General features: G+C 51.8%; 6 protein-coding genes, 2 tRNA genes and 2 rRNA genes. 1 reads left to right on the top strand and 9 read right to left on the bottom strand.

Going from position 1 to position 13,139, the window contains the following annotated elements; genetic code table 11:
- Window positions 1–103 precede the first annotated feature (103 nt).
- The 7 genes from HCH_RS08470 to HCH_RS08440 form a co-directional block, all read right to left on the bottom strand.
- Window positions 104–2,994: ribosomal RNA gene (locus HCH_RS08470) — 23S ribosomal RNA — on the bottom strand.
- Between the two features lie 317 nt (window positions 2,995–3,311).
- A tRNA-Ala gene (locus tag HCH_RS08465) sits at window positions 3,312–3,387 on the bottom strand.
- Between the two features lie 48 nt (window positions 3,388–3,435).
- Window positions 3,436–3,512: transfer RNA gene (locus HCH_RS08460), tRNA-Ile, on the bottom strand.
- Between the two features lie 113 nt (window positions 3,513–3,625).
- Window positions 3,626–5,160: ribosomal RNA gene (locus HCH_RS08455) — 16S ribosomal RNA — on the bottom strand.
- Together the 16S and 23S rRNA genes with 2 tRNA genes alongside form the textbook arrangement of a ribosomal RNA operon.
- Window positions 5,161–5,601: 441 nt before the next feature.
- On the bottom strand, window positions 5,602–6,897 hold the full coding sequence (gene eno, locus HCH_RS08450) for a phosphopyruvate hydratase (protein ID WP_011395776.1): 1,296 nt from the start codon (window positions 6,895–6,897) through the stop codon (window positions 5,602–5,604).
- A 132-nt stretch (window positions 6,898–7,029) separates the two neighbouring features.
- Window positions 7,030–7,875: a 3-deoxy-8-phosphooctulonate synthase gene (gene kdsA, locus HCH_RS08445; RefSeq protein WP_011395775.1), complete on the bottom strand. Its 846-nt coding sequence runs from the start codon at window positions 7,873–7,875 to the stop codon at window positions 7,030–7,032.
- A 142-nt stretch (window positions 7,876–8,017) separates the two neighbouring features.
- A complete protein-coding gene (locus tag HCH_RS08440; protein ID WP_011395774.1) occupies window positions 8,018–9,646 on the bottom strand; it encodes a CTP synthase in 1,629 nt (542 codons plus the stop codon).
- Window positions 9,647–9,815: 169 nt separating this feature from the next.
- Here HCH_RS08440 and HCH_RS08435 point away from each other — a divergent pair, with 169 nt between their 5' ends.
- A complete protein-coding gene (locus HCH_RS08435; protein ID WP_011395773.1) occupies window positions 9,816–10,814 on the top strand; it encodes a hypothetical protein in 999 nt (332 codons plus the stop codon).
- 8 nt (window positions 10,815–10,822) lie between these two features.
- On the opposite strand, the gene tilS is transcribed toward HCH_RS08435, so the two are convergent.
- Both tilS and accA read right to left on the bottom strand, forming a co-directional pair.
- Window positions 10,823–12,160: a tRNA lysidine(34) synthetase TilS gene (gene tilS, locus HCH_RS08430; RefSeq protein WP_011395772.1), complete on the bottom strand. Its 1,338-nt coding sequence runs from the start codon at window positions 12,158–12,160 to the stop codon at window positions 10,823–10,825.
- On the bottom strand, window positions 12,144–13,097 hold the full coding sequence (gene accA, locus HCH_RS08425) for an acetyl-CoA carboxylase carboxyl transferase subunit alpha (RefSeq protein WP_011395771.1): 954 nt from the start codon (window positions 13,095–13,097) through the stop codon (window positions 12,144–12,146). Before accA ends, tilS begins: the two co-directional genes overlap by 17 nt.
- Window positions 13,098–13,139 lie beyond the last annotated feature (42 nt).

The raw sequence follows: 13,139 nt of genomic DNA, 5'->3' as shown, positions 1-13,139 counted from the left end.
TTTGTCTTAGTTCTAGCTTGTCTAGTTGGCGCTTGGTCAGAAGACCTTTAACTTGGATAAGCAGTTATACTCAATCAATACCGGTAAATTACTTCGGTGTTATATGGTCAAGCCTCTCGGGCAATTAGTACTGGTTAGCTCAACGCCTCGCAGCGCTTACACACCCAGCCTATCAACCTCGTGGTCTACAAGGGCCCTTTAGGAGGATCAAGTCCTCAGGGAGATCTTATCTTGAAGGGGGCTTCCCGCTTAGATGCTTTCAGCGGTTATCCCGTCCGAACGTAGCTACCGGGCAATGCGATTGGCATCACAACCCGAACACCAGCGGTTCGTTCACTCCGGTCCTCTCGTACTAGGAGCAACTCTCCTCAAATCTCCAACGTCCACGGCAGATAGGGACCGAACTGTCTCACGACGTTCTAAACCCAGCTCGCGTACCACTTTAAATGGCGAACAGCCATACCCTTGGGACCGGCTTCAGCCCCAGGATGTGATGAGCCGACATCGAGGTGCCAAACACCGCCGTCGATGTGAACTCTTGGGCGGTATCAGCCTGTTATCCCCGGAGTACCTTTTATCCGTTGAGCGATGGCCCTTCCATACAGAACCACCGGATCACTAAGACCTACTTTCGTACCTGCTCGACGTGTTTGTCTCGCAGTTAAGCGCGCTTTTGCCTTTACACTAACCGTACGATGTCCGACCGTACTTAGCGCACCTTCGTGCTCCTCCGTTACTCTTTTGGAGGAGACCGCCCCAGTCAAACTACCCACCACACAGTGTCCTCGACCAGGATTACCAGTCAGAGTTAGAACCTCAAACATGCCAGGGTGGTATTTCAAGGATGGCTCCACGAGAACTGGCGTCCTCGCTTCAAAGCCTCCCACCTATCCTACACAAGCAGGTTCAAAGTCCACTGTGAAGCTATAGTAAAGGTTCACGGGGTCTTTCCGTCTAGCCGCGGATACACTGCATCTTCACAGCGATTTCAATTTCACTGAGTCTCGGGTGGAGACAGCGCCCCCATCGTTACGCCATTCGTGCAGGTCGGAACTTACCCGACAAGGAATTTCGCTACCTTAGGACCGTTATAGTTACGGCCGCCGTTTACCGGGGCTTCGATCAAGAGCTTCGCTTACGCTAACCCCATCAATTAACCTTCCGGCACCGGGCAGGCGTCACACCCTATACGTCCACTTTCGTGTTTGCAGAGTGCTGTGTTTTTAATAAACAGTCGCAGGGGCCTGGTATCTTCGACCGCCTTCCGCTCCAGCCGCAAGGCTTTCACGTACATGACGGCGTGCCTTCTCCCGAAGTTACGGCACCATTTTGCCTAGTTCCTTCACCCGAGTTCTCTCAAGCGCCTTGGTATTCTCTACCTGACCACCTGTGTCGGTTTGGGGTACGGTTTTGTATTGCCTGAAGCTTAGAGGCTTTTCCTGGAAGCTGGGCATCAATCACTTCACTCTCTTAAAGAGAGCTCGTCATTACCCCTCAGCATTGTGTGTCCGGATTTGCCTAAACACACTGCCTACAGGCTTAAACCTGGACTACCAATCCCAGGCTGACCTAGCCTTCTCCGTCCCCCCATCGCAGCAATACAAAGTATCGGAATTTTAACCGATTTCCCATCGACTACACCTTTCGGTCTCGCCTTAGGGGCCGACTCACCCTGCGCCGATTAGCGTTGCGCAGGAACCCTTGGTCTTCCGGCGTGCGGGTTTTTCACCCGCATTATCGTTACTCATGTCAGCATTCGCACTTCTGATACCTCCAGCATGCCTCTCGACACACCTTCATCAGCTTACAGAACGCTCCCCTACCACTCATCCATTGGATGAATCCGCAGCTTCGGCGCCATGTTTGAGCCCCGTTACATCTTCCGCGCAGGCCGACTCGACTAGTGAGCTATTACGCTTTCTTTAAAGGGTGGCTGCTTCTAAGCCAACCTCCTAGCTGTCTCTGCCTTCCCACATCGTTTCCCACTTAACATGGACTTGGGGGCCTTAGCTGGCGGTCTGGGTTGTTTCCCTCTTCACGACGGACGTTAGCACCCGCCGTGTGTCTCCCGGATATCACTCTACGGTATTCGGAGTTTGCATGGGGTTGGTAAGTCGAGATGACCCCCTAGCCCAAACAGTGCTCTACCCCCGTAGGCGTTCGTCCGAGGCGCTACCTAAATAGCTTTCGGGGAGAACCAGCTATCTCCGAGTTTGATTGGCCTTTCACCCCCAGCCACAAGTCATCCGAATCTTTTTCAACAGATTTCGGTTCGGTCCTCCAGTTGATGTTACTCAACCTTCAACCTGCCCATGGCTAGATCACTCGGTTTCGGGTCTACGCCTAGCGACTAATTCGCCCTATTCAGACTCGGTTTCCCTACGCCTCCCCTATTCGGTTAAGCTCGCCACTAAACGTAAGTCGCTGACCCATTATACAAAAGGTACGCAGTCACAGAATAAATCTGCTCCCACTGCTTGTACGCATACGGTTTCAGGTTCTATTTCACTCCCCTCACAGGGGTTCTTTTCGCCTTTCCCTCACGGTACTGGTTCACTATCGGTCAACTGGGAGTATTTAGCCTTGGAGGATGGTCCCCCCATATTCAGTCAAGATAACACGTGTCCCGACCTACTCGATTTCACTTTGATAAGATTTCAGATACGGGGCTGTCACCCACTATGGCCGCACTTTCCAGAGCGTTCTCCTATCTGTCACAAAGCTTAAGGGCTGATCCCCGTTCGCTCGCCGCTACTGAGGGAATCTCGGTTGATTTCTTTTCCTCGGGGTACTTAGATGTTTCAGTTCCCCCGGTTCGCCTCCTACACCTATGGATTCAGTGCAGGATACCTGATAAATCAGGTGGGTTTCCCCATTCAGAGATCGCCGGGTCAAAGGTTATTTGCCACCTCGCCGACGCTTATCGCAGGCTTTCACGTCTTTCATCGCCTCCAGTTGCCAAGGCATCCACCGTATGCGCTTATTCACTTGACCATATAACCCGAAGTAATTTCATTACTGCCATCACTTCAAGCCACACAGCGCTGGTTTCACCGTAACAATAATTCGCCGATATTGCGCTTGAGTATAACTACTCAGTAAAACCTATCCGTTGAGTGACAAATAAACTTCATCTGTCACCACGTTGGTTTTTACTTTGCTTATCCAAATTGTTAAAGAGCTTCTCTGACCAAATGCCAGAAACCAATACAGTCATCTTTCTGAAACTTTCATGCTGTATTCGTTTCTATCATCTGATACGTCAGACTTCACTTACTTAATCGTCAACCGTACTACTACCATTCTATGAATGGTGGAGCTGAGCGGGATCGAACCGCTGACCTCCTGCGTGCAAGGCAGGCGCTCTCCCAGCTGAGCTACAGCCCCATAATCTTCCTAATCACACTCAGTTATTCACCAAGAAAAAGGAAATTCTGGTGGGTCTGGGTGGACTTGAACCACCGACCTCACCCTTATCAGGGGTGCGCTCTAACCACCTGAGCTACAGACCCAGAACTTGCAATCTCGCGATTGCGTCACGGGTCTGATGACCCTTAAGTAAGCTCTCTACTCGCCAATCAAGCAATTTGTTGTGGACGCCAAACTGAGACAGTTGGATATCGTTTAAGGAGGTGATCCAGCCGCAGGTTCCCCTACGGCTACCTTGTTACGACTTCACCCCAGTCATGAATCACACCGTGGTAACCGTCCCCCCGAAGGTTAGACTAGCTACTTCTGGTGCAACCCACTCCCATGGTGTGACGGGCGGTGTGTACAAGGCCCGGGAACGTATTCACCGCGACATTCTGATTCGCGATTACTAGCGATTCCGACTTCATGGAGTCGAGTTGCAGACTCCAATCCGGACTACGAGACGCTTTAAGAGATTAGCTCCACCTCGCGGCTTCGCAACCCTCTGTACGCCCCATTGTAGCACGTGTGTAGCCCTGGCCGTAAGGGCCATGATGACTTGACGTCGTCCCCACCTTCCTCCGGTTTGTCACCGGCAGTCTCCCTAAAGTTCCCACCCGAAGTGCTGGCAAATAGGGACAAGGGTTGCGCTCGTTACGGGACTTAACCCAACATTTCACAACACGAGCTGACGACAGCCATGCAGCACCTGTCTCAGAGTTCCCGAAGGCACCAATCCATCTCTGGAAAGTTCTCTGGATGTCAAGGCCAGGTAAGGTTCTTCGCGTTGCTTCGAATTAAACCACATGCTCCACCGCTTGTGCGGGCCCCCGTCAATTCATTTGAGTTTTAACCTTGCGGCCGTACTCCCCAGGCGGAGAACTTATCGCGTTAGCTGCGCCACTAAAGTCTCTAAGGACCCCAACGGCTAGTTCTCATCGTTTACGGCGTGGACTACCAGGGTATCTAATCCTGTTTGCTCCCCACGCTTTCGCACCTCAGCGTCAGTTTTTGGCCAGAGGGCCGCCTTCGCCACTGGTATTCCTCCAGATCTCTACGCATTTCACCGCTACACCTGGAATTCTACCCTCCTCTCCAAAACTCTAGTCGCCCAGTTCTAAGTGCAGTTCCCAGGTTGAGCCCGGGGATTTCACACCTAGCTTAAGCAACCGCCTACGCGCGCTTTACGCCCAGTAATTCCGATTAACGCTCGCACCCTCCGTATTACCGCGGCTGCTGGCACGGAGTTTGCCGGTGCTTCTTCTGTGGGTAACGTCAACTGCAGCTGATATTAGCAACTGCCCTTTCCTCCCCACTGAAAGTGCTTTACAACCCGAAGGCCTTCTTCACACACGCGGCATGGCTGGATCAGGGTTGCCCCCATTGTCCAATATTCCCCACTGCTGCCTCCCGTAGGAGTCTGGACCGTGTCTCAGTTCCAGTGTGACTGATCATCCTCTCAGACCAGTTACGGATCGTCGCCTTGGTAGGCTCTTACCCTACCAACTAGCTAATCCGACATAGGCTCATCTGTTAGCGCAAGGTCCGAAGATCCCCTGCTTTCCCCCGTAGGGCGTATGCGGTATTAATCCGAGTTTCCCCGGGCTATCCCCCTCTAACAGGCAGATTCCTATGCTTTACTCACCCGTCCGCCGCTCGTCAGCTCCCGAAGGACTGTTACCGCTCGACTTGCATGTGTTAAGCCTGCCGCCAGCGTTCAATCTGAGCCATGATCAAACTCTTCAGTTTAAAGAGTGTGAATCAGTAAGATTCTTAATCTTGCTCAAGTTAAAACTACTGTACTCTTGAGTGATTGCTCACTCATGAATTGTACGAGTCACTAACTTAAGACTTAATCTTTTCCAGATCCGCCTCAGTTAGCGCCCACAACAAATTGCTTGATTAACTTTTTAAAGAACTTTCTCTTTCGGAGACTCTCTCCGACCGAGGCGCGCATTCTACACTTTCAATCTTCAGTGTCAACTCCTTTTTAGCGCCGCCGATTCTCTCGAATCCGCTTCTCCCTCCCTTCCGACCGGCTTCCCCGTCGAAGTGGGGCGCATTATACGCACCTACTCTTTCACGTCAACTCCATTTTTTAACTTTTATTTAAAAAGTTTTCACACTCCCCCGTTAGCAGATCCCTGACAGCAAAAAGGAGGGCTCGCGCCCTCCTTTTTTGAACAGTGGTTACTCCTGCCCTTTAATCTCTTTAAGGCCACGATAAGGCGCACTGCCAGCCAGCTCTTCTTCGATTCGCAGCAAACGGTTGTACTTCGCCACACGGTCTGAGCGACACAATGAGCCAGTTTTGATTTGTCCTGCACTAGTAGCAACAGCCAAGTCTGCAATGGTTGTATCTTCAGTTTCGCCAGAACGGTGAGAGATTACCGCCGTAAAACCGGCATCTTTCGCCATTTTGATAGCATCCAGCGTTTCAGACAGACTGCCGATCTGGTTGAACTTAATCAAAATGGAGTTGGCGATACCTTTATCAATACCTTGCTTGAGGATCTTGGTGTTAGTAACAAACAAATCGTCTCCTACTAACTGCACCTTATCTCCCAGCTTTCTGGTCAAAGCCGCCCAACCGTCCCAGTCACTCTCATCCATCCCGTCTTCAATGGAGACGATTGGATAACGTTGAGACAAATCTCCCAAATAATCAGCAAACTCTTCGGATGAGAAAACTTTACCCTCACCAGAAAGATTGTACTGACCATCTTTGTAAAACTCAGAAGACGCACAGTCCAGCGCCAGGGTCACATCAGAACCAAGCTTGTAGCCTGCTTTGGTGACAGCCTCTTCAATCGCCGCCAGCGCCGCTTCATTAGATGGCAAATTAGGGGCGAAGCCACCCTCGTCTCCGACAGCCGTATTCAGCCCCTTGTCGTGCAAAACTTTCTTCAGATTGTGAAAAATTTCGGCGCCAACACGCAGCGCTTCACGGAAGCTGGCCACACCCACTGGCTGGACCATGAACTCCTGAATATCGACATTATTGTCTGCATGCTCTCCACCATTGAGAATGTTCATCATTGGCACAGGCATAGAGTACTGGCCAGACGTACCATTGATGTCTGCAATATGTGCGTAGAGAGGCACGCCTTTTTCTTGCGCCGCCGCCTTCGCAGCCGCCAAAGACACCGCCAAAATCGCATTGGCGCCCAAATTGGCTTTATTTTCAGTGCCATCCAGATCAATCATGATGCGATCCAGCTCACGCTGTTCTCTCGCATCCCTGCCAATCAAAGCGGAGCGAATCGAAGTATTAACTGCATCGACGGCCTTCAATACGCCTTTACCCATGTAACGCGCAGGATCTTTATCACGCAATTCCAAAGCTTCGCGAGAACCTGTGGAAGCCCCTGACGGCGCGCATGCGGAGCCAACAACGCCAGACTTCAGCACCACATCCGCTTCAACGGTGGGATTACCGCGAGAGTCAAGCACCTCTCGGGCGCGCACATCTACTATTTCCGCCATATCTCAATTTCTCCTGTAACAGTTGGTAATGTTTCGGAATCAATAATTATTGTGGTTATTGCAGCTACCGGGACCGCTCCATAAGCAATTAATTCGACCGCTTATTTAAGCGTCACGACAACCCACCCTTCCTCACGCAGTATCAATATTGGGAAATTGTTTGACCATATCGTCCAGCGCTTTCATTTGCGCCAAAAACGGTTCGAGTTGGGACAAGCGTAACGCACAAGGGCCGTCACACTTCGCAACATCAGGATCAGGATGCGCCTCCAGGAACAGCCCCGCCAATCCAACAGCCATCCCTGAACGGGCTAATTGCACGACCTGTTCTCTGCGACCGCCAGCGGAACTCGACAGTCCACCCGGCATCTGCAGCGAATGCGTCACATCAAAAAATACTGGATAGCCGAACTGCTTCATAATGCCAAAGCCAAGCATATCGACCACCAGATTGTTGTAACCGAAAGAGGAGCCCCGTTCACAGAGGATCAGTTGATCATTCCCAGCCTCTTCACATTTGCTCAGAATGTGCTTCATTTCTTGAGGAGCCAGAAACTGAGCCTTCTTGATATTGACCGGACACCCTGTCCGCGCCATCGCGGCGACAAGATCAGTTTGTCGCGACAAAAAGGCTGGCAGTTGAATAATATCGGCCACTTCCGCTACCGGTTGCGCCTGATGCGGCTCATGAATATCAGTGATGACAGGCACGTTAAATGTGCGCTTGATTTCTTCGAAGATTCTGAGACCTTCATCCAAGCCTGGACCACGGTAGGAGTTGATAGAAGAGCGGTTGGCTTTGTCGAAAGAGGCTTTGAAGACGTAGGGAATACCCAGCTTCTGGGTAACTTTCACATAGGATTCTGCGACTTGAAGAGCCAGATCACGCGATTCCAGCACATTCATACCGCCGAACAGAACAAAGGGACGATCATTTGCGATATCAATACCGCCCACTTTCACAGTTCTAGTTGACATGTATTCAACCTTATTTTTGAGCATCCCCATCTAACGCCCGGGGTTGCATTGGGCCATAAAATGAAAAGGCCGCTATTTTAGCAAAAGCGACCTCTCAAATAACCCTCAACTTTTGTTCATAGAACAAAATGCATCGCACCGCCTACTTTCCGCCAGCGTTCTCCAGAGCTGCGCGAACGAATCCTTCAAACAATGGATGCCCGTCACGGGGCGTCGATTTGAACTCAGGATGGAACTGACAGGCGACAAACCAAGGGTGATCTTTTACCTCAACCACTTCCACCAAAGAGCCGTCTTGAGACCAGCCCGCTACCTGCAGGCCTGCTTCTTCCAGTCGAGGAACAAGATTGCCGTTCACCTCATAACGATGACGATGGCGCTCCTCAATGATGGCCTTGCCATAACATTCGCGCACCGTGGAACCGTCAACCAGCTTACACTCTTGTGCGCCCAAGCGCATAGTTCCACCGAGATCAGACGCTTCATCGCGCTGCTCGGTCTTGCCGCTGGCGTCTTGCCATTCAGTGATCAAGCCCACAACCGGGTGAGCGGACTTTGGATTAAATTCAGTACTGTGCGCGTCTTCCATACCCGCCACATGGCGAGCGTATTCAATTACCGCAACCTGTAATCCCAGGCAGATGCCCAAATAAGGGATTTTATTCTCGCGGGCATAGCGAACTGTTTGGATCTTGCCTTCCACGCCACGCTCGCCGAAACCGCCTGGCACCAAAATCGCGTCAACGCCTTTAAGCAAATCAACGCCTTGCTGGTATACCTGTTCGGAGTCGATATAACGAATATTCACTTTCGTTTTATTACGAATACCCGCGTGCTTCAACGCCTCAATCAAGGATTTATAGGCATCCAACAACTCCATGTACTTGCCAACCATGGCGATGGTGACTTCATGTTCAGGATTGGCTTCATTGTCGACGACGCTCTGCCACTCGCTAAGATCAGCCGGGCCGCACTCCAGCCCGAAACGCTCCACGATAATCTCATCCAGCCCCTGCGCATGAAGCATCATGGGAATAGAGTAAATGGACTTGGCGTCTTCCAGAGCAATAACCGCACGTTCTTCGACGTTGGTAAATAGAGCGATCTTGCGACGGGAAGACTGATCAATACTGTGCTCGGAACGACATACCAGGATATCCGGCTGCAATCCGATTGAGCGCATTTCTTTGACCGAGTGCTGGGTCGGCTTGGTTTTCACCTCGCCGGCGGTGGCGATGTAAGGCACCAGCGTCAAATGCATGAATAGCGCGCGTCTGGAGCCTACTTCAACTTTCAACTGACGAGTGGCCTCAAGGAATGGTAGCGACTCGATATCCCCCACCGTGCCGCCGATTTCGACCAACGCCACATCCGCATCGCCAGCGCCTTCCACGATCCTGCGCTTAATTTCGTCAGTAATGTGCGGAATGACCTGCACAGTGCCGCCCAAGTAGTCGCCGCGACGCTCTTTGCGCAGTACGGTTTCATATACGCGACCGGTGGTGAAGTTATTACGCTTGGTCATGGTGGTGCGGATAAACCGCTCATAGTGACCAAGGTCGAGATCCGTTTCCGCGCCGTCTTCTGTGACGAAGACTTCTCCATGCTGGAAGGGGCTCATTGTGCCCGGGTCCACGTTGATGTAAGGATCCAGTTTCAGGATGGTGACTTTAAGTCCGCGTGCTTCAAGGATAGCGGCCAAAGATGCGGATGCGATGCCCTTCCCCAAGGAAGAAACAACCCCACCTGTGACGAATATATAGCGCGTCATGCAAAACCCGTTGGTGTAACAGATGTTAATCGGAAAGGAGGGAGATATTCATCTCAAAGATGGGACGCCAGAGTAACAGAAACAGGGGGGTATCTCAATGAATGATGCAATGAATTCCCCGGATTGACAACAGCGTCTCCAACCGCCGCAACCAGCGAAAAAGCGCGTTATGGGCAGACATCCGGGCTGTTTCCGGCCAAATGACTATACTTCAACTATGGCTGGTTCGAATCCAAACGATCAATCTGCGACGGCAGACGTCACTGCGGCGCCACAAATCTCCGGTTTCATAATGAAAATGGCTGGGGCGCTTCTATTGCTGACACACACTCTCTTTGTCGATGCATTAGAAGTAATCAAAGTGAGATATCCTGTTCCCGAGTCCGAAATGGACCTTCGGTATGAATACCCCAAGCAGCTGCTAAAGCTGGCTTTGGAGGAGACACTCAGCTCTCATGGCGCTTATGAGATAGAAGGCGCAAAAATTAGGGCCTCCCAAACCCGCAACGAGATATTCCTGCGTCAGGGATTCAATATTGACATCATTTGGAGGCCAGAGAACGGCTCACTGGATGAAAACTTCCTCCCTATCCGCATTCCTATACTAAAAGGCGCGCTGGGATATCGCGTATTTTTGATTCGCCAATCCGACCAAGGCCGCTTTCACAGCATTAAAACCTTAAATGAGCTTAAAACTCTCACCGCCGGCTTTGGCCACGACTGGCCCGACGTTCATGTGCTCAGGGCGAACAACATTCCCCTTGAACTCACCTCAGATTACGAAGCGTTGTTTAAAATGCTGATTACCGAAAGATTCGACTATTTTCCCCGGGGTATAAACGAAGCTTGGGATGAGTACGAACAACGCCATCCGTTTCTTCCTGAGCTAAAAGTGGAGGATTCCATCCTCATGTACTACCCCCTCCCTGTTTACTTTGTGGTGAATAAGTCAAACAAGAAACTCGCGCAACGTGTGGAAGTCGGCCTGCAGAAGGCCATTGCAAACGGCGGCTTTGATCAACTTTTCTTTTCACATCATCAAAGCATGCTGGAAAGAGCCAATCTTAGCGAGAGAAAGCTATTTATTCTGGATAACCCTTTTCTACCGGAATCCACACCCAAAGGAAGCCAATACTGGCTCAAAGTAGGCCTCGATCAAACGCAGTAAGATAACCATTAAGAAGGGCTTTTAAGTGAAGGAAGCCACGCATTGGCTGATGCGGCGAATTGCTCGGCCACGCCATAGTTCCCCACGGCGGCCAGCTCGTCATTGAAATAAATCAAAGGGATGCGGTCTCGTCGCCACGGTGGAATATCCTGCTCCTGCAGCCATTTTTTTAAAGGACGGGAGCCACCGCGCCCTTTGGGACGAAAGCGCTCACCGCCGCGGCGAAACCGGACAATAACGGTTTCATCGACCGTAGGTTGACGCACCCCCTCATGGGCGGGCTCAGCAATCAGCTTACCAACGGGGGTCAATAGCGCCTCCTCCAAACTCCAGGCCGCTTCGTATCCCGATGGAGGGGCGTCAATCGCCTCTGTGAGATATAGCTTCCCATCGTGCCGACGCAAAACGCTTTCACCCAATGAATAGCATGGTTGGCGTGAGCCTTCCGCATGAAGCATCTGCGCAAGAATCTCGGCTAGATCACTCTCTGACGGCGTTAACCCGGCGGCTTGCAGCCAGTATCGCAACACATTCTTCCTGCGATGAGGCGACAAGCCTGATAGCACAGCAAGCTCCAGCTCGTCCGCACTTACTGTCTCGCCCTGTAAATCTATCTCCGCCAACTCATCCAGCAGACTGGAGGCTTCCGACATTCGCCGACCGGTTTCGGCGATCATCGCCACAGCATTGCGCCATCGCGCGCTCATCGGTCGGAGTATTTCGTTTCGAAGGAAATTTCTGTCAAACACGGCGTCGACGTTGCTTTCGTCCTCCACCCAGCTCAATCCCCAACGCTGCGCCAGCGCTTCCAGTTCCAAGCGGGTGAAATCCAGCAAAGGCCGCCTCAGTATCCCCTTTCCCAAAGTACGCTGACGGGGAATGCCGGCAAGCCCTTTCACACCATGCCCTTTAAGCAGTCGAAACAAAATGGTTTCAGCCTGATCATTCTGATGATGACCTTGCAAAAGCACCGCATCCGCATGCTCACTCAGATAACGCTCGAATACGCGATAACGGGCCTCGCGGGCAGCCGCCTCCAGACTATCGCCAACCGCCATCACGCTCACGTGATGTGCATGACACGCCACGTCCAGACTCTGGCATTCCTTTTGGCAATGCTCCGCCCATGCGTCGGCATTCGGGCTGAGTCCATGATGCACATGTATCGCCTCGATTTGCGTCTTCGCAGGCCACGCACGCCGCGCAGCATGCAGTAATACGCTGGAATCCAGACCGCCGCTATAGGCGATAAACAATCGGGAAAAGTCAGGCAGACCGCACAGGGTCGAGAGAAGACGCCGCTCGATATCGGCGGCGTCATGAGGAGTATTAGAGGAAGCGGTCATAGGACGTCAGGCGCTTATACCGCTCTGCGACCAGCTCCTCGGCATCCATTTCCAGCAACTGGCTCAGAGAATCTTTCAGAGCCGCTTTGATATGGCCGGCCATCAGCTCAGGGTTGCGATGCGCGCCGCCCAATGGCTCATCCAATACTTTGTCAGCAAACCCCAGCTCAGCCAGACGCTTGGCGGTAATGCCCATCGCTTCCGCAGCGTTGGCGGCGTATTCAGCGTTCTTCCACAAAATGGACGCGCAGCCTTCTGGAGAGATGACGGAGTAAGTGGAATATTGCAGCATGATCAAACGATCGCAAACGCCAACCGCCAAAGCGCCGCCGGAGCCGCCTTCACCAATGACCGTTGAGATAATCGGTGTCTTCAAGCGGGACATGACCGCCAGATTAAATGCGATCGCCTCACTTTGACCACGCTCTTCCGCGCCGATGCCAGGATAGGCTCCTGGAGTATCGATAAAGGTCAGAATCGGCATTTTGAAGCGCTCAGCCATTTCCATCAGGCGCAGCGCTTTGCGGTAACCTTCTGGACGCGGCATGCCGAAGTTACGCTTCACTTTCTCTTTGATCTCACGCCCTTTCTGGTGACCAATGATCATAACGGGTTCATCATCCAGCCTGGCGATGCCGCCAACGATAGCCAGATCGTCCGCGTATTTACGGTCGCCATGCAACTCATCGAAGTCTTCAAAAATCATCCGCACGTAGTCCAGCGTATAAGGACGTTTGGGATGACGGGACAGGCGGGAAATATCCCAAGAGGACAGATCCGCAAAAATATTTTCCGTGAGCGACACGCTCTTGGACTTCAGACGGTTGATCTCGTCAGTGATATTCAGTTCACTGTCGTTACCAACCAGACGCAACTCCTCTATCTTTTCCTCCAGCTCGGCGATCGGCTGTTCGAAGTCGAGATAATAAGGGTTCATCTGCTTTTCATGCTTACTCATAGTTTTTTCTTGCTCGGCTAT

The organism is Hahella chejuensis KCTC 2396, assembly GCF_000012985.1.
GTDB lineage: Bacteria > Pseudomonadota > Gammaproteobacteria > Pseudomonadales > Oleiphilaceae > Hahella > Hahella chejuensis.
This window is presented reverse-complemented; position numbering and strand designations above follow the sequence as displayed.